Annotated in this window: 25 protein-coding genes, 17 tRNA genes, 1 pseudogene and 1 other annotated feature; of the genes and pseudogenes, 35 read left to right on the forward strand and 8 right to left on the reverse strand. The window is 39.8% G+C overall.

Annotated features, from left to right (window positions below):
- Positions 1–51 precede the first annotated feature (51 nt).
- The 17 genes from CBF29_RS08840 (at position 52) to CBF29_RS08920 (ending at position 1,549) form a co-directional block, all read left to right on the forward strand.
- Positions 52–125, forward strand: a tRNA-Pro gene (locus CBF29_RS08840).
- Positions 126–140: 15 nt separating this feature from the next.
- Positions 141–214: transfer RNA gene (locus tag CBF29_RS08845), tRNA-Met, on the forward strand.
- Between the two features lie 27 nt (positions 215–241).
- Positions 242–315: transfer RNA gene (locus CBF29_RS08850), tRNA-Ile, on the forward strand.
- Positions 316–327: 12 nt separating this feature from the next.
- A tRNA-Ser gene (locus CBF29_RS08855) sits at positions 328–417 on the forward strand.
- Between the two features lie 13 nt (positions 418–430).
- Positions 431–503 (forward strand) — tRNA-Met (locus CBF29_RS08860).
- Between the two features lie 9 nt (positions 504–512).
- Positions 513–585: transfer RNA gene (locus CBF29_RS08865), tRNA-Asp, on the forward strand.
- A gap of 6 nt (positions 586–591) precedes the next feature.
- Positions 592–664, forward strand: a tRNA-Phe gene (locus CBF29_RS08870).
- 11 nt (positions 665–675) lie between these two features.
- Positions 676–746, forward strand: a tRNA-Gly gene (locus CBF29_RS08875).
- A gap of 13 nt (positions 747–759) precedes the next feature.
- Positions 760–833, forward strand: a tRNA-Ile gene (locus CBF29_RS08880).
- A gap of 21 nt (positions 834–854) precedes the next feature.
- Positions 855–926 (forward strand) — tRNA-Glu (locus CBF29_RS08885).
- Positions 927–939: 13 nt separating this feature from the next.
- Positions 940–1,029, forward strand: a tRNA-Ser gene (locus CBF29_RS08890).
- 13 nt (positions 1,030–1,042) lie between these two features.
- A tRNA-Met gene (locus tag CBF29_RS08895) sits at positions 1,043–1,115 on the forward strand.
- A 9-nt stretch (positions 1,116–1,124) separates the two neighbouring features.
- Positions 1,125–1,197, forward strand: a tRNA-Asp gene (locus tag CBF29_RS08900).
- Positions 1,198–1,215: 18 nt separating this feature from the next.
- Positions 1,216–1,286, forward strand: a tRNA-Gly gene (locus tag CBF29_RS08905).
- A gap of 13 nt (positions 1,287–1,299) precedes the next feature.
- Positions 1,300–1,373 (forward strand) — tRNA-Ile (locus CBF29_RS08910).
- A gap of 9 nt (positions 1,374–1,382) precedes the next feature.
- Positions 1,383–1,470, forward strand: a tRNA-Ser gene (locus tag CBF29_RS08915).
- A 7-nt stretch (positions 1,471–1,477) separates the two neighbouring features.
- Positions 1,478–1,549 (forward strand) — tRNA-Glu (locus CBF29_RS08920).
- Positions 1,550–1,618: 69 nt separating this feature from the next.
- Here CBF29_RS08920 and CBF29_RS08925 read toward each other — a convergent pair.
- On the reverse strand, positions 1,619–2,335 hold the full coding sequence (locus CBF29_RS08925; protein WP_126809386.1) for a DUF2087 domain-containing protein: 717 nt from the start codon (positions 2,333–2,335) through the stop codon (positions 1,619–1,621).
- 265 nt (positions 2,336–2,600) lie between these two features.
- On the opposite strand from CBF29_RS08925, the gene dinB reads away from it, so the two are divergent.
- Positions 2,601–3,713: a DNA polymerase IV gene (gene dinB / locus CBF29_RS08930; protein WP_126809387.1), complete on the forward strand. Its 1,113-nt coding sequence runs from the start codon at positions 2,601–2,603 to the stop codon at positions 3,711–3,713.
- A 93-nt stretch (positions 3,714–3,806) separates the two neighbouring features.
- Here the strand turns inward: dinB and CBF29_RS08935 are convergent, their stop codons facing one another.
- Positions 3,807–4,202 carry a DUF1694 domain-containing protein gene (locus tag CBF29_RS08935; RefSeq protein ID WP_126809388.1) on the reverse strand — a complete coding sequence of 132 codons (396 nt, stop codon included), beginning with the start codon at positions 4,200–4,202 and terminating at the stop codon, positions 3,807–3,809.
- Between the two features lie 224 nt (positions 4,203–4,426).
- Between CBF29_RS08935 and CBF29_RS08940 the strand changes: the two genes are divergently transcribed.
- On the forward strand, positions 4,427–5,002 hold the full coding sequence (locus CBF29_RS08940) for a sigma-70 family RNA polymerase sigma factor (RefSeq protein WP_170170035.1): 576 nt from the start codon (positions 4,427–4,429) through the stop codon (positions 5,000–5,002).
- Positions 5,003–5,160: 158 nt separating this feature from the next.
- Positions 5,161–5,394 carry a Veg family protein gene (locus tag CBF29_RS08945; RefSeq protein ID WP_126809390.1) on the forward strand — a complete coding sequence of 78 codons (234 nt, stop codon included), beginning with the start codon at positions 5,161–5,163 and terminating at the stop codon, positions 5,392–5,394.
- 259 nt (positions 5,395–5,653) lie between these two features.
- Here CBF29_RS08945 and CBF29_RS08950 read toward each other — a convergent pair whose 3' ends face one another.
- Positions 5,654–6,625, reverse strand: a complete 972-nt coding sequence (locus tag CBF29_RS08950; protein ID WP_126809391.1) for an asparaginase — start codon at positions 6,623–6,625, stop codon at positions 5,654–5,656.
- Between the two features lie 116 nt (positions 6,626–6,741).
- On the opposite strand from CBF29_RS08950, the gene CBF29_RS08955 reads away from it, so the two are divergent.
- The 11 genes from CBF29_RS08955 (at position 6,742) to CBF29_RS09005 (ending at position 19,971) form a co-directional block, all read left to right on the forward strand.
- Positions 6,742–7,572: a DUF72 domain-containing protein gene (locus tag CBF29_RS08955; RefSeq protein ID WP_126809392.1), complete on the forward strand. Its 831-nt coding sequence runs from the start codon at positions 6,742–6,744 to the stop codon at positions 7,570–7,572.
- Positions 7,573–7,595: 23 nt separating this feature from the next.
- Complete coding sequence (locus CBF29_RS08960; RefSeq protein ID WP_126809393.1) at positions 7,596–8,447, forward strand: Cof-type HAD-IIB family hydrolase; 852 nt, start codon at positions 7,596–7,598, stop codon at positions 8,445–8,447.
- A gap of 3 nt (positions 8,448–8,450) precedes the next feature.
- The gene (locus CBF29_RS08965) at positions 8,451–8,981 is read left to right on the forward strand and encodes a pyrophosphohydrolase domain-containing protein (RefSeq protein WP_245987330.1); all 531 of its coding nucleotides are present in this window, start codon (positions 8,451–8,453) and stop codon (positions 8,979–8,981) included.
- A 242-nt stretch (positions 8,982–9,223) separates the two neighbouring features.
- Positions 9,224–10,951, forward strand: a complete 1,728-nt coding sequence (locus CBF29_RS08970) for a septation ring formation regulator EzrA (RefSeq protein WP_126809394.1) — start codon at positions 9,224–9,226, stop codon at positions 10,949–10,951.
- A gap of 208 nt (positions 10,952–11,159) precedes the next feature.
- Complete coding sequence (locus CBF29_RS08975; protein ID WP_126809395.1) at positions 11,160–12,308, forward strand: cysteine desulfurase family protein; 1,149 nt, start codon at positions 11,160–11,162, stop codon at positions 12,306–12,308.
- Between the two features lie 9 nt (positions 12,309–12,317).
- The gene (thiI, locus tag CBF29_RS08980) at positions 12,318–13,538 is read left to right on the forward strand and encodes a tRNA uracil 4-sulfurtransferase ThiI (protein WP_281272915.1); all 1,221 of its coding nucleotides are present in this window, start codon (positions 12,318–12,320) and stop codon (positions 13,536–13,538) included.
- A gap of 133 nt (positions 13,539–13,671) precedes the next feature.
- Entirely contained in the window at positions 13,672–14,328 is a 657-nt protein-coding gene (locus CBF29_RS08985) for a redox-sensing transcriptional repressor Rex (RefSeq protein ID WP_126809396.1), read from the forward strand.
- Between the two features lie 148 nt (positions 14,329–14,476).
- Positions 14,477–14,968 carry a thiol peroxidase gene (gene tpx, locus CBF29_RS08990; protein ID WP_126809397.1) on the forward strand — a complete coding sequence of 164 codons (492 nt, stop codon included), beginning with the start codon at positions 14,477–14,479 and terminating at the stop codon, positions 14,966–14,968.
- A 39-nt stretch (positions 14,969–15,007) separates the two neighbouring features.
- Positions 15,008–15,232 (forward strand) — a binding site (T-box leader).
- 115 nt (positions 15,233–15,347) lie between these two features.
- A complete protein-coding gene (locus CBF29_RS08995) occupies positions 15,348–17,993 on the forward strand; it encodes a valine--tRNA ligase (RefSeq protein ID WP_126809463.1) in 2,646 nt (881 codons plus the stop codon).
- A gap of 20 nt (positions 17,994–18,013) precedes the next feature.
- Complete coding sequence (locus CBF29_RS09000) at positions 18,014–19,309, forward strand: bifunctional folylpolyglutamate synthase/dihydrofolate synthase (protein WP_126809398.1); 1,296 nt, start codon at positions 18,014–18,016, stop codon at positions 19,307–19,309.
- Entirely contained in the window at positions 19,306–19,971 is a 666-nt protein-coding gene (locus CBF29_RS09005; protein WP_126809399.1) for an HAD family hydrolase, read from the forward strand. Before CBF29_RS09000 ends, CBF29_RS09005 begins: the two co-directional genes overlap by 4 nt.
- 425 nt (positions 19,972–20,396) lie before the next feature.
- On the opposite strand, the gene lacD is transcribed toward CBF29_RS09005, so the two are convergent.
- The 4 genes from lacD to pfkB are packed head-to-tail and all read right to left on the reverse strand — an operon-like array spanning position 20,397 to position 24,171.
- The gene (lacD, locus tag CBF29_RS09010; protein WP_126809400.1) at positions 20,397–21,368 is read right to left on the reverse strand and encodes a tagatose-bisphosphate aldolase; all 972 of its coding nucleotides are present in this window, start codon (positions 21,366–21,368) and stop codon (positions 20,397–20,399) included.
- 9 nt (positions 21,369–21,377) lie between these two features.
- Positions 21,378–21,824: a PTS sugar transporter subunit IIA gene (locus CBF29_RS09015; RefSeq protein ID WP_126809401.1), complete on the reverse strand. Its 447-nt coding sequence runs from the start codon at positions 21,822–21,824 to the stop codon at positions 21,378–21,380.
- A 15-nt stretch (positions 21,825–21,839) separates the two neighbouring features.
- The gene (locus CBF29_RS09020) at positions 21,840–23,240 is read right to left on the reverse strand and encodes a PTS fructose transporter subunit IIC (protein ID WP_126809402.1); all 1,401 of its coding nucleotides are present in this window, start codon (positions 23,238–23,240) and stop codon (positions 21,840–21,842) included.
- A gap of 4 nt (positions 23,241–23,244) precedes the next feature.
- The gene (gene pfkB / locus CBF29_RS09025; RefSeq protein ID WP_126809403.1) at positions 23,245–24,171 is read right to left on the reverse strand and encodes a 1-phosphofructokinase; all 927 of its coding nucleotides are present in this window, start codon (positions 24,169–24,171) and stop codon (positions 23,245–23,247) included.
- Between the two features lie 120 nt (positions 24,172–24,291).
- Between pfkB and CBF29_RS09030 the strand changes: the two genes are divergently transcribed.
- The 4 genes from CBF29_RS09030 to CBF29_RS09045 all read left to right on the forward strand — a co-directional run bounded on the left by CBF29_RS09030 (position 24,292) and on the right by CBF29_RS09045 (position 26,496).
- The gene (locus tag CBF29_RS09030; RefSeq protein WP_126809404.1) at positions 24,292–25,044 is read left to right on the forward strand and encodes a MurR/RpiR family transcriptional regulator; all 753 of its coding nucleotides are present in this window, start codon (positions 24,292–24,294) and stop codon (positions 25,042–25,044) included.
- Between the two features lie 154 nt (positions 25,045–25,198).
- The gene (gene radC, locus CBF29_RS09035) at positions 25,199–25,897 is read left to right on the forward strand and encodes a RadC family protein (protein ID WP_126809405.1); all 699 of its coding nucleotides are present in this window, start codon (positions 25,199–25,201) and stop codon (positions 25,895–25,897) included.
- Positions 25,898–26,060: 163 nt separating this feature from the next.
- Positions 26,061–26,261, forward strand: a complete 201-nt coding sequence (locus CBF29_RS09040; protein WP_126809406.1) for a cold-shock protein — start codon at positions 26,061–26,063, stop codon at positions 26,259–26,261.
- A gap of 100 nt (positions 26,262–26,361) precedes the next feature.
- Positions 26,362–26,496 carry a response regulator transcription factor gene (locus CBF29_RS09045; RefSeq protein WP_126809407.1) on the forward strand — a complete coding sequence of 45 codons (135 nt, stop codon included), beginning with the start codon at positions 26,362–26,364 and terminating at the stop codon, positions 26,494–26,496.
- Here the strand turns inward: CBF29_RS09045 and CBF29_RS14270 are convergent.
- Positions 26,452–26,568 (reverse strand): annotated as a pseudogene (locus CBF29_RS14270) (ABC transporter ATP-binding protein); the annotation flags it as partial. The gene CBF29_RS09045 and the pseudogene CBF29_RS14270 overlap by 45 nt on opposite strands.
- Positions 26,569–26,695: the final 127 nt, after the last annotated feature.

The raw sequence follows: 26,695 nt of genomic DNA on the forward strand, positions 1-26,695 counted from the left end.
CGGATCAGAAGGTTAGGGGTTCGACTCCTCTTGGGTGCGTTTGAAATAGTACGGGAAGTAGCTCAGCTTGGTAGAGCACTTGGTTTGGGACCAAGGGGTCGCAGGTTCGAATCCTGTCTTCCCGATTTACATTTTAATAGCGCGGTGTAGCTCAGCTGGCTAGAGCGTCCGGTTCATACCCGGGAGGTCGGGGGTTCGATCCCCTTCGCCGCGATTTTTAATTATGCTGCTTGGTGTATTTGGACCTTTAGCTCAGTTGGTTAGAGCAAACGGCTCATAACCGTTAGGTCGTAGGTTCGAGTCCTACAAGGTCCATAATTATATTCCGGAGGATTACCCAAGTCTGGCTGAAGGGAACGGTCTTGAAAACCGTCAGGCGTGTAAAAGCGTGCAGGGGTTCGAATCCCTTATCCTCCTTTAATAAAAATATCGCGGGATGGAGCAGTTGGCAGCTCGTCGGGCTCATAACCCGAAGGTCGTAGGTTCAAATCCTACTCCCGCAATTGTATCAAGGTTCCGTGGTGTAGGGGTTAACATGCCTGCCTGTCACGCAGGAGATCGCGGGTTCGATTCCCGTCGGAACCGTTTATTGGCTCAGTAGCTCAGTTGGTAGAGCAACGGATTGAAGCTCCGTGTGTCGGCAGTTCGATTCTGTCCTGAGCCATCCACTATTTTGCGGGTGTAGTTTAGTGGTAAAACTACAGCCTTCCAAGCTGTTGTCGCGAGTTCGATTCTCGTCACCCGCTTTTTGCTTTTTTGGGGCCTATAGCTCAGCTGGTTAGAGCGCACGCCTGATAAGCGTGAGGTCGATGGTTCGAGTCCATTTAGGCCCACTGATTTCGTACTATAAGTCTGGCCCGTTGGTCAAGCGGTTAAGACACCGCCCTTTCACGGCGGTAACACGGGTTCGATTCCCGTACGGGTCATTAGTAATAAAATGGAGGATTACCCAAGTCTGGCTGAAGGGAACGGTCTTGAAAACCGTCAGGCGTGTAAAAGCGTGCAGGGGTTCGAATCCCTTATCCTCCTTTAATAAAAATATCGCGGGATGGAGCAGTTGGCAGCTCGTCGGGCTCATAACCCGAAGGTCGTAGGTTCAAATCCTACTCCCGCAATTGTATCAAGGTTCCGTGGTGTAGGGGTTAACATGCCTGCCTGTCACGCAGGAGATCGCGGGTTCGATTCCCGTCGGAACCGTTTAGCACATTAGACTACGCGGGTGTAGTTTAGTGGTAAAACTACAGCCTTCCAAGCTGTTGTCGCGAGTTCGATTCTCGTCACCCGCTTTTTGTTTTTTTGGGGCCTATAGCTCAGCTGGTTAGAGCGCACGCCTGATAAGCGTGAGGTCGATGGTTCGAGTCCATTTAGGCCCATTTTGTTTTGGGGAAGTACTCAAGAGGCTGAAGAGGCGCCCCTGCTAAGGGTGTAGGTCGCGAAAGCGGCGCGAGGGTTCAAATCCCTCCTTCTCCGTAGTTTAGGCCCGTTGGTCAAGCGGTTAAGACACCGCCCTTTCACGGCGGTAACACGGGTTCGATTCCCGTACGGGTCATATCGAATAAGTAAGCAGATAAAAAAGCTTGCGAAAATCAGATGGATTGTCTGGTTTTCGCAAGCTTTTTTATATTTTCCAGTAAATTTTACCGTCCTTTGTCCTAGCAAGAAGGCCGTAGTCAACTAAGTAGCGTCTGATGCTAGCAAAGTCATCAACATATTTCTTAAGGAAAAGGTTGATTTCTTGTTCAGAAAAAGTTTTATTTGGTAAAGCGGTTATTAGATACTGCAGTAGGATAATTTTTGTTTTCTCTTTTCGTGGGATAATTGTGATTCGTTTGGTCTCGGGATCAATAAAATTTTTAAGTGCTTTTTCCCGATCATGTTTCGTAATATTAAAGCGCTGGTCAAATGATTGAATGCCCAATTTTCCTTCCTCCAGACTTTTATCTATGATACTGACCAAGCTCAAAAAATGAATGGCTTGATTCTTCTTTTCGTTCAGCTTGAATCGGTGGTTTCTAACTGTAGCGGGAGTGATGTTAAACATTTTTGCCATATCATTGTCCGAAATATTTTGATAAAAGCATGAAAGCATAGCCAGTTGAACTTCTGTAAGCCCAAATGTTTTGTGGTCTTTTTCCATCAGAGCAAAAAAATTACCCCCATGCTCTGTTAAAAGATGGTGCTTCATTGCCCCTTTTGCGGTTAGTAATTCTTCATCAAGCGGATAGATCATCTCTTCTTTAAAAATAGACTCGCAGTAATTACAAAAATAGCTTTCATTACGATAATCATATCCATTACTTAGTTGTTCGATTTGGTTCACAAGATGTTTTGTCATTTGTCAGTTACTCCTTAAAATATTTTAGATTAAAGTAAGACTAACTGGATGTATACTTGCCAATATAATCTTTTTGCTCCTTTCACCTTTTTATATACAAAATGAGAATCAGTTTGCTTTTATACGAATCATAATACTGTTTGCAGATATACAAACAATTTATAATTTAGTTTATATAATAATATAGGAATTGGTTGTTTGCAAGGGAATGTACGTTCGTGATATACTTTTGATAGAATGAAGCCTTGGAAAGCGGTGGGAAAAAATGTCTGGTTTTTTTGAGATTCCTTTGCAAAACGATACGTCGAGAAAAATTATCCATATTGATATGGATGCTTTTTATGCTTCTGTGGAGGAGCGGGATAATCCAGATTTGCAAGGCAAACCCCTAGTTATTGCAAAGCACCCGAAGGATACCGGGGGAAAAGGAGTTGTAACGACTGCTAACTATGAGGCACGAAAATTTGGCATTCATTCTGCCATGAGTGCGAAAGAAGCCTATGAACTTTGTCCAACAGCTAATTTTATTCCCGGTCGGATGGAATACTACAGAGAAGTTTCAGCTGAAATTAGACAAATTTTTAAAAGATACACAGATATGATTGAACCTTTATCCTTAGATGAGGCATATTTGGATGTGACGAACAATAAAATTAATTCTACTAGTGCGATAAAAATTGCTAGTATGATTCAGCAAGATATTTGGAAAGAACTGCAGTTGACTTGTTCTGCCGGTATCAGTTACAATAAATTTTTGGCAAAACTCGCCTCTGATTTTGATAAGCCAGCGGGGCAAACAGTTATTTTGCCAGACAAGGCAGTTGATTTTTTAAAAGATTTACCGATTGAAGATTTTTATGGGGTGGGCAAAAAGACGGTTCCTAAAATGCATCAGTTAGGTATTTATACTGGGGAAGATCTTTATCAATGGAATGAAATGGATTTGATTTACCATTTTGGAAAAATGGGCTATTCCTTGTATCGGAAAGTACGCGGAGTTCATTTATCACCTGTTAACCCAAACAGAGAGCGGAAATCGATTGGACGGGAGCAAACGTATCGGGAGCCGGTGCGTGATGAAGCCAAGGTTATTTTTCATCTCAGAGAGTTGGCTCGTGATGTTGCCAAATCATTGCACAAAAATCAGAAGCATGGACAAACTGTTGTTTTGAAGGTCAGGACTACCGATTACGAAACTAAAACTAGAAGAAAAACTTTGGATGAGTTTTTGGATACAGAAGAAGACATATATTTTCATGCCTTCGACATTTGGCAAAGCATGATGAATGGAGAAGAGGTTTTTCAGGTAAGATTATTGGGAATCACTGTGACTAATCTAGCCCCGAAAACTTTTCATAATATCGTTTTGCCATTGTAATCAAGGTTATTTAATGTAAAATAGCACCTACAAAAACAATAGTGTTTTTTGCAGGCGCTGCGGCAATGTTTTGTAATGTTTCTTAGAAAACTTTTATTTTTTCATCTGCTGGTATTTTTTATCGATATTGATTACCGGTTCATCGACAACTGTATCAAAATGATAGACCAATCCGATGGATGCCGCACCGTTTTTATGGTCTGTATCCACAACGGTAAACGGGATGTTTAAATCCTGAGCAATTAAAATGTAGGCCATTCTTACGGGAGAATCAATGTGGACACTTATTTTGATTTTACCGCCTGGCTTGTCTTTCAGCTGTTGTTTTAAAAACATTTGATATACTTTGTTCTGCATATCTTTTCCAGTCATCACTAAAAAAATTCTTTCACGAAAGATCCCCAGATATTCTTTTTTTTCACCGGAAAGTAATTCAGGTTTGCCTCGAATGTTTTGTTGCAAATAGTCATTAACATCTTTGATCGGCATGGGAGGCCCCCTTTCTCTTATCTTACAATCTATTATATCATATCAAGGGAATTATTCGTTTAGTCAATTATTTATTACGCGTGTTAAAGTTATTTAATTTAAATATCATTCTATATCACTGTATATTATTTTGCTTAAATTCAAAAAATATATGTTATTTATAATAGGGTTGTGCTATGATTGGTAAAAAACAGGAAGCGTTTGCTTATTTTAGGGGGTGGAGCATGAAAAACAAAGACCGGCAATTAATCATAGCTGCGAAACATGGGGACATCGAAGCTTTTGAGCAGATTTTTAAAAAATATCAGCCTATCATTTTTAAATTACAAAAAGAGTATTATTTAAGAGGGTATGATTATGATGATTGGTTACAGGAAGGACAGATTGTCTGCTACAATTCAATTAAGTCTTATGATCTGGATAAAGGTCTTTCTTTTGGGTATTTTTTCAAAATGAATTTTCAGCGTCATATTTTCAGTGTTATCCGCAGACAAAATGCGTTGAAAAGAAGAGTAGATGTTCAATCCGTGTCACTAGAAGGGAAAATTGCTCAAGGAGGCGACTTTTTTACAGTCAAGGAAGATAATGATGCTCTTGTCGCTCTTGACTACGTTTTGATTCGTGATCAGCTACAAACCTTTGATACGCAGCTTTCTGATTTTGAAAGACTTGTTTTCCACCATTATGTCAAAGGTAAAAGTAAAGAGAATATTTCAGAGGAATTAAATTGTTCATTGGGAAAGGTTAGAAATGCGCTGGACCGTGTTAAACGAAAACTTAGGGAACACATTAACTGTTGATTTGCTTTGTTTAAACGAGCTGAAAGATGTGCTATTATAAGAAAATTATTTAAATAATTTAATTTATCGATAAAATAGTTGCAAAGGAAAATAAACTGTGTTAAAATTTGTTTTTTTGTGACTTTTATGTTATACTACTCCAGTAAGGAGTGAATTGGATGCCAGAATCTTTGTCTGAAATCAAGCAAAAAATGGAAGCAAGAGTAGGAAGCAAAATTATGTTGACTGCACAAACAGGGAGAAAGCGCCAGACTGAGCATTGCGGAGTTTTGACAGAAACTTATCCAGCGGTGTTTATTGTGGACCTAGATGCAGATGAGAACTCCTGTGACCGAGTGTCATACAGTTATACAGATATTTTGACAGAAACTGTTGAAGTCGAATTTTTATAAAAGAGTCGGATGCCCTTAATCGCTTGACGAATTAGGGGCTTTTTGCTTATTTTATGTGTGACCGCAAGTGTTGATGAAATTTTAATAAAAGATTGGATTTGTTTCTATATTTAGCGGAGGACTTGTGATAAGTCTTTTTTTGTTTCTTTTAAGTTTATATATATTTGGCGACTGACACGGTTTTATCAGATTTAAAACCCCTCAGATCAAGGACGGAAGAATCGTAAAGTGATGCCTCCATCCTAAAAGTCAGCGGTTATTAACTTTGATTCATCATGAATTGTTTCAGTTCTGAATGTGAGAGCTGGGCATTTAAGGCTACTAATAGTTTGATTCGTGCCTTTTGACTGTTTAAACTATCGCAGAAAATGATGCCTTTTTGTTTCAGCTGTCTGCCTCCCCCTTCATAGTCATAAACACCTTCAGCCACCCCATTAAAACATCTTGATACTAGAACGATCGGGATGTTGTCAGCTAAAAGTTTTTCGAGAGCTGGTAAAGTTTGGGGCGGGAGATTTCCTGCACCGAGAGCTTCAAGCACTAAACCGTCAATGGGTTGATTGGAGAGGAGATTTAAGCTGTCCCCCATCCCTGCGTAAGCTTTCATGATGGGAATAACACCGTCAGCGGAATGAACATCTAAATTATTTTGATTTAATAATTGCTGGTAAAAACTGATGACGTGCTTTGTGACTAATCCAATAGGACCAAACGTAGGTGATCTAAAAGTCGCCACATTTGTCGCGTGGGTTTTAGTCACATATCTCGCAGTGTGAATCTCATCATTCATCACAACAAGTGTCCCTTTTCCTTGTGCTTCCTCGCAAGATGCTACACGGATGGCTGACTGATAGTTTGATAAGCCGTCAGCTCCCAGTTCATTGCTGGATCTCATGGCACCAGTCACAATAATCGGTATTTTTTTGCCGATTGTTATATCGAGGAAATAAGCCGTCTCCTCCAATGTGTCAGTTCCGTGAGTGATGACCACTCCGTCATATCCTTCTTTTATGCCTCTAAGGATTCTATTTTTAAGGGTGAGCATGTGCTCTGGTGTGATATGGGGCGAAGGCAAATAGAAAATATCCTCGATTTGCAGACGAGTGTCTGTATTTAGTACAAGGGACTGCTGAAGCAAGGGATTTATTTGTGAGACTGAGACTGCACCAGTGGCGCTATCTTCAGACATTGCAATGGTACCGCCTGTGTGCAGGACTAAGATTTTTTTCATGTGTTTTCTTCCTTTTTGGTCATGTGTTTCTATCATATCACAGCAAAAAAATTATTTCTCAGCTTTTTGCCAAGACGTCTTTGATTGTGTAAACTAGAGGGGCAGGAGGAATTTTTATGTTATTAGGATTGACCACATGGTCTGAACATCAAGCATTGGTTGCAGCTAAAAAAGTGACTCTACCTTTGTATGCCTCAAAATTGCCAGTGGTAGAGTTGGATACTTTTTTTTATGGCATTAAGGACAGAGAAGTTGTGCAGGGATGGGTTGATGGCACACCTGCTGAATTTCAATTTGTTATCAAGGCACACCAATGCATGACACTGCATAAAGAGTGGTCGGAAGTTTACAGCTCTGAAAAAGAAATGTACCAGCAATATTTTGAGAGTATTCGTCCATTAGTGGAAAGTAATAAATTAGCAGGAATTTTGTGTCAATTTCCCCCGTATTTTGATTGTACCAAAGAAAATATCATTTACTTAAAGAGGCTCGGTCGAATTTTTACCGGATTGCCTGTTGCTATCGAATTTCGCCATCACTCATGGTATTCAAACAACTATTATCCATCGATGTTGAGTTTTATGAGGGAAAATTATTTTCATTTGACGATTGTGGATGAACCTCAAGTTCCCAACTATTCAGTGCCATTTCTTCCTGTTGTGACTAACCCAGAGTTGGTACTTGTGAGATTGCATGGGCGCAACAAGGTCGGCTGGGAGGACAAAACACAGGATTGGCGCAAAGTCCGAACCTTGTACGATTATTCTGATGAAGAGCTGGTTTTGCTTGGAAAAGAACTTAAAATTTTGGAGACAAAGGCGCAAAAAGTAGTGGTGATTTTTAATAATAATTCCGGTGGACATGCCGCTAAAAATTGTTTGCGCTTAAAGGAAATGCTAGATATTACCTATGATAATTTGAACCCTGAACAGATGGGTCTATTTTAACGTAAGATATAGAGGGTGTTGAGATGATAAAAGCTGTTTTTTTTGACCTTGACGGGACGCTTCTGACCAGTGACGGCAGTATGTCGGCTTCAAGTAAAGCGGCAATCGCTAAACTAAGAGCGAAAGGGATTATTTGCGGTATTGCTACAGGCCGCAGTCCGATTAAAATGGCTCATTTAATAAAAGGGCTAAAAGTGGATGTGCTCGTGACCTATAATGGGCAGTATGTATTTTCTGATGAACGAGTGTATTTTGCCCAGCCTTTGACAAGGGAAGCGCTCAGTGAACTGCTTTTGTTTGCCAAAAAGGAAAACAGAAAACTGTTGCTTGGCGGCAGAAATAAGTTTGAAGGAGATTGGCTGCTTAAACTTTCACAGCAGCCGGCAATTTTTTCGCTTAGAAAAATATTTTCTAAAATTATACATCCCGATCAGAAAGTTGTTAAGAGCTGGTTAAAAAAACTTACAAAAAAGAAGCCTGTACATGACCTTGATGTGATAGAGGTTCCAAGCCAACCTATTTACCAGTGTGTGATGCTGGCGGATGAACGAGAAAGTCAGCACCTTGCGGAACTTTTTCCAGACTGTCATGTGACACATTCAAATGCACTTAGCGTGGATATCATTCCACAAGGAGGCAGCAAGCTGGAGGGGATTCGTCACGTGGCAGATTATCATCATTTTTCTTTGGATGAAGTCATGGTCTTCGGCGACAGTGCCAATGATAAAGAGATGCTTCAAGGGGTGGGTTTTGGGATTGCCATGGGAAACAGCGTGGCAAGTATCAAAGAGGTTACTGATTTTGTGACAAAAAGTAATGACGATGAAGGAATTGTTCATGCGTTGACATATTTTGATTTATTGGAAGGAGAGTAGCCAGTGAACGACGACGGTTTCATGTATGCAGCAGAGTTTCATAAAGTTTTTCACCCAACTGAAAATGTCAGACCCAAAGCCTTAGATTTGAGAGAAGCTAGTGACAGGGCAGGATTTAAGCTGGAGGAACTGGTGGAGTTTTTGTATGCTTCTGCTCAGGGAGAGATGAAGACTTTCGACGAATTAGTCTCACAAATGCACAAGGATATTGACCGGGCGGTAGAAAAAACTAAAAATACTCATCAGAATCAGGAAGATTACCAGGGAGCAGAAAATCAGCTGGTCCATCAAGCGGATGCGTTGCTTGACTTATTATATTTTACTTACGGCAGTTTTGTCTTGATGGGTGTGGACCCACGCCCCCTTCATAAAATCGTTCATCAGGCGAATATGGGAAAAATTTTTCCAGATGGACAGGTTCACTATCATCCTGAAACCGGGAAAGTGTTGAAACCGGAAAATTGGGAAAAAGACTATGGTCCTGAAGAGAAGCTTAGAGATATTCTGCGTCAGCAAAATGATATTCCTCATTAAAGTTTAGAAATGTGTTAATTTAACATTGACTCTTAAATCTTAAAGGTTTTTGTGGTAGAATTATCAAGTGGGATTAAGTGAAATTTAAATAAGATAAATGGTGATTGCCCAATAAAAATATGTTACAATCGAAGACAGATGAAAATTACAGACAGCTGTATTTCTACTGATTATTTGATGGAAATAAATGGATAGTTAATAAAACTATTTTTACGGGGAAGAACCTACACGGAGGAAAATGCATGAAAGCCAACATCAATACAATTTTAATAGTGTTTGTAGCCATTATTGTCGTGGTCGCAATTTTTTATATAGTGGCAGTACTGCTAAAACGAAAAAATGAAGAAAAATTAGACAAGCTGGAAGAACGAAAGATTGACTTGTTCGATTTGCCGGTGTTTGAAGAAATCGAAGAAATCAAAAAGATGCATTTGGTGGGTCAGAGCCAAAACACCTTTCGTGAATGGAATCAACGTTGGACGGATATTTCCACCGCTTCATTTGCTGAATTGGAAAGTCGTATTTTTGAAGTAGAAAATCTTAATGAAACCTTCCGTTTCATCAAAGTGAAAGATGTTATCCAAGATGCTTATGAGACCATGGATAAGATGGAAGAGGAAGTTGAAGAAATCCGGGATGGACTGAAAGAGCTGAAGACCAGCGAAGAACGGAATTCTCTCGCGGTCCAAGAAGCTTTGGACAAATATGAAGAAATTGCACAATTGGTTAAGGAAGAGGCAAAAACATTTGGCCCTGCCATTGACGAAATCCGCAAACAAGTAACAAAAATAGAAAATGAATTCACACAATTTGTAGCATTGAATACCGCAGGGGACCCGATGGAAGCCAGCAGTGTTCTGCAACAGGCCGAAGATCATACTTATGAATTAGAACAAATTATTTTGGCTGTTCCGCCTTTGTTTGAACAAATTGATAAAGAATATCCGGCTCAGATGAAAGAAATCGAAGAAGGCTATAAACGAATGGTGAAAGATCACTATAAATTTTCTGAAGGTGACCTTTCTGATGACATCCGGAAAATTAATGTTCGGATAAAAGATGTGACGAATGCCTTGCAAAGATGTGAAGTTGTCGATGTTCAAAACGGTAATATCATCATCGAAGAGCGTATCGAAGAACTTTATGAGCTGATGGAAATCGAAATCAAAGCTAGGGACTATGTTCGGACAAATATCAAAACAGTCCGTGACTATGTGGGCCATGTGGAAAAAAATAATCGTCAGTTGCTGATTGAGTTGGACCACACGTCTCAAAGTTATACGTTGAACAATAACGAGTTGGGACGCACTCGGGGCTTCCAGACACAACTGGAGGAACTGGGACGTGCTATCACTCAGCTGGATGAGCAGATCAAGAAAAAAGATGTGATTTACAGTGAAGCTGAAAAAAGTCTGCGTGACGGCTTCCAGATTTTGAAAGAGATGGAAAATCAGCAAGTTCAAATCAGTGCTTCTCTTAAAGACTTACGCAAAGGCGAGAAGGAAGCTGCTTCTAAAATCGAAGGTTACGAATTTGAATTGAAGTCGTTAAAACGTCAAGTGGACAAGCAACGCTTGCCAGGAATTCCTCAAGAGTATTTGGAATTTTTCTTTGTAGCCTCTGATCGGGTGGAAGAATTGGTGCGAGAGTTGAACCGCATCCGTATCGATATGGACTATATTGATAAATTAGTAACGTTGTGTAATGAAGATTTGGCTTTGCTGGAAGAAAAAACACAGGAGCTTATCGACAGTGCGGCGTTGACTGAACAAATGCTGCAATATGCTAATCGTTACCGTCATTCCCATGAGCTGGTCGAAAGAGCCATTGAGAAGAGTATGATTTTATTCTCTGAAGACTATCGCTATCAAGATGCTCTTGATGAGATTGGCGTGGCTTTGGAACAAGTAGAGCCGGGTGCGTTTAAACGTATTGAGTCCTACTATTACCGGAATAAAAATGACATGTAATTAAAAAAGCTGAGGAATTTTTCCTCAGCTTTTTAAAATCCTTTGAATTTGAGTGGAGCTTGAGAAAAAAGCGGTATTTGCCTAGAAACTCAGCAGGTGTTGACGGGCAGAGAGGCTGGTAAATGAGAGCTTCTGCTTATTTATTTTGTTTGATATTACAAGGGAATCATTTTATAATGAATAAGAATTTTAGAAAGCGGTGTGTGTAATGATCTACTTTGATAATAGTGCGACGACAGTTGTCGATGCCAGTGTGTTGGACACATATATCCAGACGACGAAACGTATTATAGGCAATCCTTCCAGTTTGCATTTTTTAGGAACACAGGCTGATCGTTTATTGCAGCAAGCCCGTGGGCAGATTGCGGAATTGTTAAACGTGGAGGATAAAGAAATTTATTTTACCAGCGGTGGCACGGAAGGAAATAATTGGGTCATCAAGGGCACAGCCATTGAAAAACATCCTTTTGGGAAACATATCATTATTTCGGATGTGGAACACTCTGCAGTTGGAAAAGCTGCTGCACAGCTTGAAACACTTGGTTTTGAGATTAGCCGGGCACCTGTGGATCAAAAGGGCAGAATAAAAGTTGACGCATTGGCGGCGTTGATTCGCCCGGAAACGATTTTAGTTTCCACCATGCTGGTCAACAATGAAGTAGGTGCTATCCAGCCGATAAAAGAAATTGGCAAGGTGCTGGAAAGTTATCCCAACATTCATTTTCATGTTGACGCTGTACAAGGGCTGGGGAAATTGCCTCTCCAAAATTGGTTAACAGCGCGTGTCGATTTTGCCACCTTTTCTTCCCATAAATTTCACGGGCCAAAGGGAGTAGGGTTTGTGTTTTGGCGTCGGGGAAGAAAACTAGCCCCTCTTCTGAATGGCGGAGGGCAGGAATTTGGCGGTCGCAGCGGTACTGAAAATGTTCCGGGAATCACAGCCATGTCTAAAGCTGTTCGTTTGCAGTTGACAGACGAGGAAGCTAAATGTCATCAGCAGCGTCAATTGCAGACTTACTTAATCGAGGCGTTAAAAACGTTTGACAACGTAAGCTTGTTTACCGAACCCACAGATGAGTATGCCCCTCATATTGTTTGTTTCGGTATCAATGGAATTAAAGGGGAAGTGTTGGTTCATGCCTTTGAGGAAAAAAATATTTTGATTTCTACCACCAGTGCTTGTTCCAGTCGAAGCCACGTGACAGGCAGCACTCTCCATGCTATGGGCGTCCCTGGCGATATCGGCACTACTGCCGTTCGGGTCAGCTTCAGCAGTCATTCGACAATGAGTGAACTTGAGCAGTTTTTAGTGTCGTTTAGACATATTTACGAGAAATTTTCTAAGGTTTCAAGATAGGAGATAAAGATGTTAGAGTATTCGGAAATTATGATTCGGTATGGCGAGTTATCAACTAAAGGAAAAAACATAAAATTATTTATTCAACAGCTGGCAAAAAATATACGCTCAGCTTTACAAGCTCACCCAAAGGTCAAAATTCATGGACAGAAAGACCGCATGTATTTGATTTTAAATGGTGAACCAAGTCAGATAATTATTGAAAAATTGAGGCCTATTTTTGGTATTCAGACATTTTCTCCAGTGGTCAAAGTTGACAAGCAGCTGGAAAAAATATATCAAGCTGCAGCAGAACTAGTAGCTTCAGAGTATGTACCGGGTCAAAGCTTTAAAGTCAATGCCAAACGGGCGGATCGTGCCTTTGAATTAGATACCATTGGATTGAACCGAGAGGTGGGTCATGCGGTCATTTGTGCGATACCAGAAATAGAAGTAAAAATGAAGCAGCCGGATATCGAATTACGGGTCGAGATCCGTCATGATGCCGCCTATCTTTCAGTGGCGACGATCAAAGGTGCTGGAGGTCTGCCGGTTGGCTCCAGCGGTAAAGGAATGCTAATGCTGTCTGGCGGTATTGATTCACCGGTGGCCGGATATTTGGCGATGAAACGTGGTGTAGAAATAGAGGCCGTACATTTTTACAGCCCGCCTTATACTAGTGAACAAGCACTGAACAAAGCAAAGGAATTAACCGTAAAATTAACGCCTTATGTTGGAAGTATTCAATTTATCACCGTGCCTTTCACTGAAATACAGGAAGCAATCAAAGAAAATGTGCCCAGCGGTTATTTGATGACGATTACCCGGCGTTTTATGATGCGCCTGACTGATTTGATACGGGAAAAAAGAGGCGGTCTGGCTATTATTAATGGAGAATCATTGGGACAGGTGGCTTCACAAACTTTAGAAAGTATGACAGCTATAAATGAGGTCACAACCACACCGGTCATCCGGCCGGTCATCACAATGGATAAACTTGAAATCATAGATTTGGCGGAAAAAATCGATACGTTTGACTTGGCAGTATTGCCTTTTGAGGACTGCTGTACGATTTTTGCCCCGCCACAACCTAAAACAAAACCCAAACTTGAAAAAGTTCTTGAGTACGAAAAACGACTGGATGTAGATGATTTAATTCAGAGAGCATTTGATGGGATGGTATTTGAAAAAATCCAAACGGGAGATTATTTCTTGACTTCAGGGCAGCAAGAATTTGAAGATTTGTTATAAACATTCTTTTTGAATGACAACTTGTAAGAAAAGATTCTTACAAGTTGTCTTATTTTCATTTTCACAAACACATTGAAAAAAAGCGTGTTCAGTGATACACTAGATGTGAAAAAGTTAACAAGAGGTGGGGAAAATGGAAAAAAAAGGGTGTCCAATACCAAACGCAACTGCGAGAAGAATTCCTATGTACTACCGTTATTTGAAAACACTGGAAGAGTCTGGTGTCGAAAGAATCAAGTCAAAAGATTTTAGTAAGATGATTCAAATCCCTTCTGCAACGATCCGAAGAGATTTTTCACATTTTGGGGAATTAGGGAGAAGCGGCTATGGCTATGATGTTAGCTTTTTAATCGAAGTGTTTAGTCACATTCTAAATACTGAGGTAGAAAAAAGAATTGCTTTAGTAGGTGTAGGAAATTTAGGAAAAGCTTTAGGGCGCTACAACTTCAAAAACAATGATCACCTGAATATTGTTTGTGCTTTTGATACAGATTCAGAGGTTGTAGGAGAAAAAATCAAAGATATTGTGGTCGAAGACATGTCCTGTTTGGAAGAGCGAATAAAAAAAGAAGGTGTGACGACCGCCATCTTAACGGTTCCGAGTAAATATTCTCAAACGGTAGCAGATAAAGTTATTGCTGCAGGGGTCACAGCTATTTTAAATTTTGCACCCGGAAGAATTCGTGTGCCGGATAATGTGAAAGTGCAGTATATTGATTTGACCACAGAGCTTCAGACGTTGATTTATTTTGATGAAAATTTTACATCAAGTAAACAAATCAATTTTTAGTCAATGATGTGATTGGCTTTTCAGTAACACAAGAAATAGTTGTTGCTGAAAGGCTTTTTTCTTGTGTGTTCATTTCATAAGCAGTATCTTTGTCCCTTTTTTTTAATTTAGTTATAATGAAAGAAATGATGGAAGGAGACAGAAGACTATGAATATAACAAAAGGTGAAGATATTTTAACGTTAGTTGGAACAGAAAGAAATGTTGGGGAGAAAGCACCAGACTTTACACTCAATAATTTGGAGGATCAGGCGATTTCGTTGGGTCAGTTGTTGACGAAACCCGTCTTACTTAATATCGTTCCTGACATCGATACAAGAGTCTGCAGTATTCAGACTAAACGATTTAACCAAGAAGCAGCCAGTATCGAAGGGGCTGCGTTTGTAACGATTTCGAAAAATACAAAAGAAGAACAAGCTAACTGGTGTGCGGCTGAAGGTGTCGACATGGAAATGCTGCATGATACAGAATTTACTTTTGGAAGAAATTATGGTTTATTGATCGAATCTTTAGGACTTTTAGCAAGATCTGTTTTTGTGCTTGATAAAGACGGCACGATTGTTTATCGTGAGATTGTTGCTGAATTGACAGACGAGCCTGATTACAACGCAGCCTTGACTGAGTTGAGAAAATTAGTTTAACAACTATTTGACGAGGGGCAGTTTTCATTGTACACTTGTAAAAAGACTGTGCACAAGAGGAGTAACAAAGGTCAAACTTGTCAGAGAGAAAATCGTACGCTGGAAGATTTTTAAGTTTTCTTTGTGAAGGTAGCTTGGAAGTTGATTAGTCGAACCTTTTTTGATGAGTAGTAGACTAGTTCGTTTAGTGAACGTTATGACACTGAGAGAAACCGTATGTTTTTACGGTAAAAATAGGTGGTACCGCGATTATTCGCCCTAGAACACATCATGTGTTCTAGGGTTTATTTGTTTTTAAACTTAATTTTATAAATGTGCTTCTTATTGTATTAGTTATTCATTGTTCATAACGTTAGTTTTAGGAGAAAGGAAAGAAATGATGACAGAAGAACAAAATTTATCAACGAAATTTGATCCGAAAAAAGTAGAGCAAGGCAGATATGAAAAATGGCTGGCCGAAAAAGTATTTCGCCCCAACGGCAATCCTGATGCCAAGCCTTATTCTATTGTGATTCCTCCGCCTAATGTCACTGGAAAATTACATTTGGGTCATGCTTGGGATACTGCACTGCAAGACATTATTATTCGGCACAAGCGGATGCAAGGTTACGATACCTTGTGGCTTCCGGGGATGGACCATGCCGGCATTGCCACACAGGCGAAAGTGGAAGAAAAGCTGCGAGAAGAAGGTCTTAGCCGTTATGAGTTGGGACGGGAAAAGTTTTTAGAAAAAACTTGGGAATGGAAGGAAGAATACGCCTCCCATATTCGTGAGCAATGGGCCAAATTGGGCTTGTCTTTGGATTATGAGCGGGAGCGTTTCACTCTTGACGAGGGACTGTCTGCCGCCGTTAAAAAAGTATTTGTGGAGCTATATAAAAAGGGTCTGATTTATCGCGGAGAGTATATCATTAACTGGGACCCGCAGGCAAAAACTGCACTCTCTGATATTGAGGTCATTCATAAAGATGTGGAAGGCGCTTTTTACTATATGACTTACTTACTGGCAGATGGCAGCGGTGAATCAGTAGAAATTGCTACCACTCGTCCTGAAACAATGTTGGGGGATACTGCTGTAGCTGTTCATCCGAAAGATGAGCGCTACCAGCATTTGATTGGCAAAAAAGTCATCTTGCCTCTCGTAGAGAAGGAAATTCCTGTGGTTGCCGATGACTATGTGGATATGGATTTCGGCACGGGTGTAGTAAAAATCACTCCGGCTCACGACCCTAATGACTTTGAGGTAGGCAATCGCCATCAACTGCCTCGGGTAAATGTCATGAATGATGACGGTACGATGAATGATTTTTATCCGCCGTATAAAGGGATGGACCGTTTTGAGGCACGAAAAGAAATCGTCAAGGATTTGAAAGCAGCTGGTCGTCTGATAAGAGTCGAAAAAATGGTCCATAGCGTAGGACATTCCGAGCGGACAGGTGTCATGGTGGAGCCCCGCCTATCTACTCAGTGGTTTGTTAAGATGGCTGACTTGGCAGAAAAAGCGATTCACAATCAGTCCACAGAAGATAAAGTTGAGTTTTATCCGCCGCGTTTTAATGCAACATTTATCCAATGGATGGAGAATGTGCATGACTGGGTCATTTCTCGCCAATTGTGGTGGGGACATCAAATCCCTGCTTGGTATCATAAGGAGACTGGAGAAGTCTATGTTGGAGAGGATGCGCCAGAAGACCTTGAACATTGGACGCAAGACGAAGATGTGCTGGATACGTGGTTCAGTTCCGCGTTGTGGCCTTTTTCCACGATGGGATGGCCCGATGAGACGTCACCTGACTTTGAACGGTATTTTCCTACGTCCACCTTGGTCACTGGCTATGACATTATTTTCTTTTGGGTCAGTCGCATGATTTTCCAAAGTTTGGAATTTACCGATCGCCGCCCCTTTGATAATGTGCTGCTTCATGGTTTGATTCGGGCTGAAGACGGCCGTAAAATGAGTAAATCTTTGGGAAATGGCATAGACCCTATGGATGTTATTGAAAAATATGGGGCAGACGCTTTGCGCTGGTTCCTGGCAACGGGTTCCTCGCCGGGGCAAGACATTCGCTTCAGTCAAGAAAAAATGGATGCAGCTTGGAACTTCATCAATAAGATTTGGAATGCCAGCCGGTTTGTCATCATGAACTTGGAAGGTTTGACCTATGATGAGATTTCTCTAGAAGGTCAACGGACGGTTGCCGACCGTTGGATTTTGACACGCTTGAATGATACGATTGCAAATGTCAATCGTTTGTTTGATAAGTTTGAGTTTGGCGAAGCCGGCCGTCATTTGTATAATTTTATTTGGGATGATTTTTGTGACTGGTACATAGAGATGAGCAAGGAAGTGCTTTATGGAGATAATGAAGGACAAAAGCATTTGACACGGAGTCTGTTAGCGTATGTGCTGGATAAGATTTTAAAACTTCTTCATCCAATCATGCCTTTTGTCACTGAAGAAATATGGGCTTATCTGCCTCATGAGGGAGAGTCCATCGTCGTGGCGCCTTATCCGGAAGTGGTTCCGGCAAACGATGATGAGCCCGCCGCTGAGGGCATGGAAGTGCTAAAAGAGTTAATTCGTTCAGTCAGAAATATTCGTGCCGAAGTCAATGCGCCAATGTCGAAAGAAATCACGTTGCTGATTAAGACCACTGATGAGACAATTCGTGAATTTTTAGAGGATAACGTGGACTATATCAAACGTTTTTGCCATCCTGAAATATTGGAAATCAGTGCAGAGATCGAAGCGCCTGAACTTGCCATGAGCGCAGTTATTACCGGAGGGGAAATTTTCCTTCCTTTAGCAGATTTGATCAATATCGGGGATGAAATCGCGCGACTGGAAAAAGAACTAGATAAATGGACGAAAGAAGTGGCAAGAGTCCAAGGGAAATTGACGAATGAACGATTTGTTTCTAATGCTCCTGCTGAGATTGTGGAAGCTGAACGCGGGAAAGAAGCAGATTATTTAGCAAAACAAAAGACTGTGAAAGATCGTATCAGTCAATTAAAAAAAGTTTAAGATAGGGATGGAAAACACGCATGACTTATGAAGAAGCACTTGCCTGGATTCACAGCCGTTTGAAATTCGGCTCGAGGCCGGGACTGATTAGAATAAAAGCTTTACTGGAGCTATTGGGAAATCCTCATCGTGATTTGGCGATTATCCATGTTGGAGGAACAAATGGTAAAGGGTCCACACTGGCCTTTCTTAGAAGTTTGTTTCAAGAATACGGCTTAAAGGTGGGGACGTTTACTTCTCCGTATTTAGTTAAATTTAACGAACGGATGAGTATTGATGAAATTCCAATCTCGGACGAGGATTTAGTCAAGTATGTTGAAAAAATTCGTCCTTTGGTTGATGAAATGGATAAGGACGACTCGCTGGCGGGCATCACCGAGTTTGAAATCATTACGGCGATGACGTTTGATTATTTCAAACAAGAACAGGTTGATCTAGCCATAGTCGAAGTTGGTCTGGGAGGGTTACTGGACAGCACCAATGTTGTTGAGCCGCTGGCATCAGTGATTACGACTATCGGCTTGGATCATATGGATATCTTAGGTGATACCATTGAGGAAATCGCCTATCAAAAAGCTGGTATCATCAAAACAAATAAGCTGACGGTTGTTGGAAAAGTACCTCCCGAAGCATTGGAAGTCATTCGGAACGTAAGCACGGAAAAACAGAGCCCATTATTTGTGTTGGGTGAACAGTTTGTGTATGATAAAAGTGACAGAAAAGCCCAAACGTTCAGCTTTAAAACAAAGGACGAAGATTTGCAAAATTTGCATATTCCGCTGATCGGCTATCATCAATTTGACAATGCCAGTGTTGCCATTGAAACGTTTCTTTTATTAGCTTCCAAGTTTGATTTAACACCCACTGAGTCAGGCATCCAGCGAGCGTTAAACCAAGTGAGTTGGCCGGGACGCATGGAGGTAGTTCAGCAGAAACCGCTGATCCTCATCGACGGTGCTCACAATGAGCCTGCAGTGGATGTGATGGTGGATAATCTGGCAGCGTACTACGGGGATAAAAAAATAATTTCATTATTTTCCGCAATCAGCACAAAAGATATCCAGCCTATGATGCAAAAAATTATCATGGCAAGTAAAGGGAATTTTTATGTGACCACATTTGATTACCCTACGGCAGTTAACTTGACTAAGTACCATCAATTAGGTGTTCCTGACGATCATATCTTTAAAGAGTGGTGGACGGGAGTGGATGCATTGAAGAAACAATTAGATGAGAATACTGTCTTGGTCATCACCGGTTCTTTGTATTTTATTTCAAATGTAAGAAAATATCTTGTAAAGGAGACAAATGATTGACAAATTATCAAGGAGTTATTTTTGATATGGATGGGTTGTTGTTTGATACTGAGCAGGTGTATCTTGATGTGAATGTGACCTTAGCTCCGGACTTTGGACTGCATGGACTAGATAAATCGTATATGATGAATTTTATCGGCATCTCAGATGAAGAGGTTTTTGCTACTATTCGTAAGGATTTTTCCCATCTGCCTAGCAAAACGTTGGATGATTTTTTCTATGCAGGGCGGTCTCTAGTACGTGAAATGTTTGAAGGCGGAAAGACGCCTTTGAAACCAGGAGCGGTAGAAACATTAGAGTTGCTGCGGAAACATCAAATTCCTAGCGTGATCGCTTCAAGTAATTTAAGGGAATTCATTGAATTGTTGACAGAAAAAGCAAATATTGATCATTATTTTTCTGGAATTGTGTCGGCCAATGAAGTTGAAAGAGCCAAGCCAGATCCAGAAATAGTCATTAAGGCAACTGAGTTGTTAAGTCTTGAACCAGAAAAATGTTTAATGCTGGAAGATTCATTAAACGGTGTCAGGGCCTCCCATGAGGCAAATGTGGATGTAATCGTCATACCCGATTTAATCGCGCCTAATCCTGAGATGACATCTAAAGCAAAAGTGATTGTGGATAATCTTTTTGAGGCACATCCGTATATTGTGAACGTATAAAATAAACTGTCTGATTTTAACTAGTCAGGTAATAATAGTTAGTAATAAGGCACCTTTGAAATCTTGAATGATTTAGGTGCCTTTGTTGTATTTTTAAGATTCTTTTCGAAAAATAGAAATGTATTCAGCAGTTAGATTTAGATTGAAATATCGAGTTTAATCTGCTTTACATCAAATTTGTGATAAGTCAAATAGTTTTTCATAAGTTGTCTTCCCTATGATATGAGATATTGATCAGTTTAATTTAAAAGTCGTTTTAAACTGTCAAGGAATTATTTTGTCTGATATTAATTATTGCTCATGAGTTAAGGGAGATGTTTGTAAAGTGTTACAAACATAAAAAAGCACATGATATGAACTTTTTTGTCAGTATCATGTACTTCGCACTAATGGATTTTGTTTTAGTGACTAATATTATTAATAATTTACTTACAAGGCACAGCTGTTTTATCAAGCACAGCATTCAACTGTTCCATATTTTTGCGTCCTTGATCTCTTAACCAATTTCTCGTAGCTATTTCTCCCTCATTGATGAATATAGGTACAGCGTCTTGCCAAGTTGCACGACCGCATAACACACCATTAAATGTTGAACCTGCTTCATGTGCAAAGTAGAGAGTTTTTTGAAATAATTCAGAGCTCACACCAGCACTTAAAAAGATGAACGGAAGGTGTGTGGCTTCACTCTGTTTTTTAAAATAAGATTGGGCTTCTTCTTTTGAAAAAATAGTATCCTCTACATCGTTCGCAAATCCTTCTATATAATTCATGTTAACTGGTACTTCAACTTTTAAAACATCCACATGATATTGTGGTTTTGAAAATTCTTGCATCATCTGAATGACTTTATCAGGTTTGATCTTAGCAAACTCTTTACTGCTGTTGTCATCAATAGAGGCATCATAAGAAAGAAGTTCCAGATAGAACGGCATTTTTTCTGCTACACATTCTGAACCGATTCTTTCTACGAAGGCCTGCTTTCGATCATTTACAGCATCGTCTTCTGTTACATCGTAATAAAGCAGAAATTTTACTGCATCTGCCCCAAAATCTTTTATGCGTCGAACGGACCATTCGTGAAGCAAATCGGGAAAACGCCCTGGTTCAGATGCATCGTATCCTGTCTGCTCATAAGCGATTAGCAAACCTGCGTTCTCGGAGCGGACGGTGGCTGCTTCCAAACCATATTCTGGATCTAGCAGTATTGAAGAAGCATAGGGCGTCAGTTCTTCTGAAACAAGTGCTTTGAACTGCTTTGCTGCTTTGTCGATATCGCCGTTGTAATTTTCTCGTGCGAACATCTTTCTCAGTGCTCCACGCTGATCAATGGCTATAGCAGCAATGACTCCATTATCATCAGTCAACTTTTCCATTTTATTATTCTTTATGCTATTCATCTCATTCTCCTAATTTGTAATACTTTCTTGAATGACTGAAAGTATTTCCTCTTCATTATGTGCTTCTTTAATTAATTGTTTTTTCTCTTCATTCATCAACATTCTGGAAATCTTTGATAACATTTGCAAATGGGTTGTCCCCGCTTCATCTTCTGGTATGAAGAGACCAATAACGACATGGATTTTTTCTCCGTCCATTGACTGCCACTCTAATGGTATATTGTTTTTAACAACGATAACTGCCGGGGACGATATGGCAGCTGATTTGGCGTGAGGAATAGCGAATCCATCCATCATTCCGGTTGTACTTTCTTTTTCTCTTTGAATCAATGCCTTTTTAATTTGCCTTGCATTTTTCCCGTATCCAAGAGAAACGATGGCATTTGCTAAGAAATCAAACATCTCATGTTGTGATTTACATTGTTGATTTAGGAAAATATGATTTTGACTGATCAAGAGTTATTCTCCTTTCTATATTTGTTCTTTCTTTTGGCTGCTTTTTTGTACAATCCCTAGAAGTACTCCGCCAATAATTGAGCCTATCAAAATTGCAAGTATCCACATTAAAGGGTGAGTGACTACCGGCAGTACTAAAAAACCTCCATGAGGAGCTGGCACTTGTACTTTAAAGAAGTATGTTAAAACTGCTGCAACTGAAGAGCCTACCATCATTATTGGAATATTTTTCAAAGGACTTTTTGCGGCAAACGGAATAGCACCTTCGGTAATATGTGTTGATCCAAGAATAAAGTTGACTAAACCGGCATTACGATCCTCTTTTGAATAAGAGTCTTTAAATAAAAGAACAGCAACAGTTGTCATCAAAGGAGGTGCAATACATGCTGCAGAAACTCCCGCCATAAAGGTGGTGTTTCCTTGTGCCAACAATAATGTTCCTGTTACATAGGCAGCCTTGTTTACGGGTCCTCCCATGTCGAAGGCGCTCATACATCCTACAATGATACCTAAAATCAAAGGATTGGAATTTTCAAAACCAGCAAGGAAATCCATCATCCATTCATTGACACCTGACATTGGTTCGGATAGGAGAGTCATGACGACTCCTATGACAAAAACACCGATTACGGGATAAAGAAAAATCACTTTTAATCCATCAAGAGATTTTGGAAGATTTTTGAATAATTTAGATAATAGCACAATTAAATAACCAGCTAAGAATCCTGAAATAATACCTCCTAGAAAACCTGTTCCGCCGTTATTCGCAACCAATCCACCAACAAATCCGATGACTAATCCAGGTCGTTTGGCAATACTTTCTGCGATATAAGCTGACAATACAGGCACCATCATCCCCATTGAAGCTCCTCCAATGGTTTTAAGCATTGCTGCAAACGCATTGTATTGTACGTGGTCTGGTTCAGCTGAGTATATTCCCCACAAGAAGGAGATTGCTATCAGTACCCCACCGCCCACGACAAACGGCAACATATGGGAAACGCCGTTCATCAAATGCTTATATATTGCGTGGCCGATACCAGTGCCGTCTCTTGTTTCTGTACTGCTACCAGCAGTTTGGCTTGCAGTGCCTTTTCTGATGATACCTTTTCCTTCTAAAGCTTGTTCGATCAATAAATCAGGTTCTTTAATACCTTTTCCAACGGATACTTCTATCACGCGCTTGCCAGCAAAACGTTCACTTTGTACATCCTTGTCAGCGGCAATAATGATAACTTCGGCATTACGAATTTCTTCTTCTGTAAACTCATTTTCAATACCTACTTGTCCATGAGTTTCTACCTTTATTGAGATGTTTTTTTTCTTAGCAGCTTGTTCTAGTGCCTCTGCAGCCATGTATGTGTGCGCGATACCTGTTGGACACCCTGTGGCAGCTAAAATTTTATACGTTGTCATTCTTTTATTCCCCCATTCTTTTTATTGTTATTTGCTTGGCTAAATCTTCTGTATCTGAAAAATCAGTGAGGCCTTCCTGAAATGCAGTTGAACTTCCTGCTGCTATTGCTTGTCTTAAGCTGTCTTCTTTACTAAGACCTTTTAACTGACAACCTAAAAATGTGCCTAAGAGTGTGTCCCCTGCGCCGGCGGTATTAACCAACTTACCTTTTGGTGCATTACCTCTTAAAATTATTTGGTTGTCCATAAAGATGGCCCCTTCTCCTCCAAGTGACAGAAGTACCTGACGACTCCCTTGTGAGATTAATTTTTTGGCATAATGAATTAGTTCCTCTTCTGTGGATAACGGAGTCCCAAACCATTCACTTAATTCCTCTTCATTTGGTTTTAATAAATAAGGTTGATATGCCAAGCAGTCAATCACTTCACGATAACTCGAGTCCAACACCAGTTTAATTCCTTGTGCGTGGCAAATTTTTGATATCTCAACTAGAATATCAGGCTGGCATCCTCTTGGTAAACTTCCTGACACACATAGCATATCTCCTGCCTCGATTTGCTTTATTTTTTTTAGCAGTTCTGCTTGTGCCTGCTCATCAACATAAGGTCCAGGATTGACCACCTTATATTCAGTTTTCTCACTTTCAACATTGATAAACACATTGATTCTTGTTACACCATCCACACGAACAAAATCTTCTTGTATGTTTCTTTCTGTCAAAGCTTCTTGTATAAATGTTCCTGTGAAGCCAGCGCTAAATCCTTGGGCGACATTTTCAATTCCTAGTAGATTTAATATGAATGAGATGTTCACTCCTTTACCGTTCGGTTGTATGTCATCATTGAGAGTCCGGTTGACAACTTTAGGTATCAAATTCTTTGTTTGACAAAACAAATCAATGGCAGGATTCATTGTTACTGTATATATCATATTTTACCTCCTTCATTCTTATTATGACATGTTAGTAATTGTAAATGTTTACAGATTTCGATATAGTAAAAGAGAAATCATGAAAAAATTTACACATTGAATATAGGAAAGGGGATTAAAGTGAATAAACCAACTAATCTGAGTGATTCTGAATCTTATTTGTGGCAGTATATCAATAATCATCTTAACGATATTCCTAAACTTAGCATTGTTACATTAAGCGAATTGGCTAATGTTTCTACTGCGACAGTCGTCAGAACGATGAAAAAAATGGGATTTGAAGGATATACAGCCTTTAAACACACCTTGAAATTTGCAAATCGTGATGAGGTGATTTCTATGGATATTGCAGATTCTGAAATAAAAAAAGCTATTAATAAAAATAAAATTGAAGTGTTAAACACGATTGCTAATTTAAATAGTGATGTTATTGAAGATACTATCCAGACGATTCAGAGTGCTGAAAGAATACTTATTTTTGCGAGAGGTTTTTCTGTTTGGATTGCTAAAGAGATGTCTATTAAATTTCAACTGTTGGATAAATACTCTGAACTACACGATGATCCTAATATTATTAAAATTAGAAGCGAGAGTATAAAAAAAGAAGACATTGTTATTTTTATTTCACTCGGAGGAGAGACTGAGGAACTGGTAGTAGCTGCTAAAAATTGCCAAAAAAATGGAGTTCACACCATTACACTGACAACAAATGAGCACAGTAGGCTAGCACAACTTTCCGATACGTTATTTATCGGTCATAAAAGCTCGCAGACGTATATACCAGAATATGAAGTTCATTCAAGACTTCCACTGTCAATTATCAGCCGAATTATTATTGATGCCTATGTCATACGGATGTCTTCATCTAAGTAGCCGGAGTAACCGAAAAATTCTAAATGTCATGATGTCTAGAAAAGATTACTTTACCAATGATTATTTCTTAAAGAATAGGAAGCAGCCATTAGTTAATGAAATATCTCCCCTTTTTTGAATATTAATAGGGAAATGATGTGAAAGAAGGGGAATTATGGAAAGGGTAAAAGAACGGACTGCTCTAATCAGAGAAATGCCTCTCTCCAGCTTACCAAGAGAACGCTTGTTATTATACGGGGGCAGTGCGTTGTCAGAACAAGAGTTATTAGCGATTGTTTTGCGTACTGGATCTCAGGGAAAAAATGTGATGCGGCTGGCATCGGAAGTACTGCACCATTTTGAGAGCCTGTATGATTTAAAAAAAGCCAGTCTAGAAGAACTTCAAGCCATATCCGGAATTGGAAAAGTCAAATCGATTGAATTGGCAGCAATGTTTGAGCTGGGAACACGTATCGCCCAAGCAAACCAAATCAAGCTGGGACAGGTGGTTTCTAGTTCCTCATTAGGACAAATGATGATCGACGAGTTGAAAGATTTACAGCAGGAACATCTGGTGGGCATTTATTTAAATACTAAAAATGAAATGATCAAAAAAGAAGTTTTGTTCATCGGCTCTCTGAACCAAAGCATTGCCCACCCCAGAGAGATTTATCGAAGTGCAGTTAAATATGCTGCGGCGAGATTTATTCTAGTGCATAACCATCCTTCCGGAAATCCTAAAATGTCTCAAAACGACATTGATTTTACCAAGAGAATTGTGGAATGCGGCGAATTGATCGGCATCGAATTATTAGACCACTTGATTGTCGGTCATGACTCCTACATAAGTTTGCGGGAAGAGGGGATTGTTTAAAAACAATAGGGTTCTTGGTTGCATTTGTTAGCGTCTTCATGTATGATGTTATTGTAATTTTGTGGGGGATATTTTAGTTGTATAGTTAAAACAAAGCACTTCTAAAGATGGCCGCAACGAGTTACAAGTATATGTGTGTATGAACACAAGGAGGAAACACAAGATGGAACAAGGTACAGTAAAATGGTTTAATGCAGAAAAGGGATTTGGATTCATTCAGCGAGAAGAAGGCGATGATGTTTTCGTACATTTCTCAGCAATTGAAGGAGACGGATTTAAAACTTTGGAAGAAGGTCAATCCGTAAGTTTTGATGTCGAAGACAGCGATCGTGGACCTCAAGCGACAAATGTAACTAAAAACTAAACTGGTCTAACGCATTCATCCCTCATGATTTTCATGAGGGTTTTTTATATTTGGGGATAAAATCTGATATGATGGTGTTATATAAAAAGGAGTCGATGAGATGGAGAAAATACTGATTGTAGAAGATAATCTGGAAGTTAGCGAGATGCTGGAAAAAATATTACAGGAGAGCTATCAGGTCGTCCTCTTGATTTCTTCCAATCAACCCATAGATCTCTCCCTGCCTGATGGTTAAATTGATATTAGTCAAAGCTGACTGATGGTGGTACTTCTTTGAAAGATTTCTAACGGATAGTATTTCTGTCACTGTTTGTCCGCCTCCATTTCTATAACTCCACTATAATCGATAAGAATAAATTAACTCTTAAATCATTTATTAAGTGATTCTTAAATCAAAAAACTCCTATCCTTTAAAATAAGGAATAGGAGTTTTT

The sequence above is a fragment of the Vagococcus elongatus genome, from assembly GCF_003987645.1.
GTDB classification, from domain to species: Bacteria; Bacillota; Bacilli; order Lactobacillales; family Vagococcaceae; genus Vagococcus_A; species Vagococcus_A elongatus.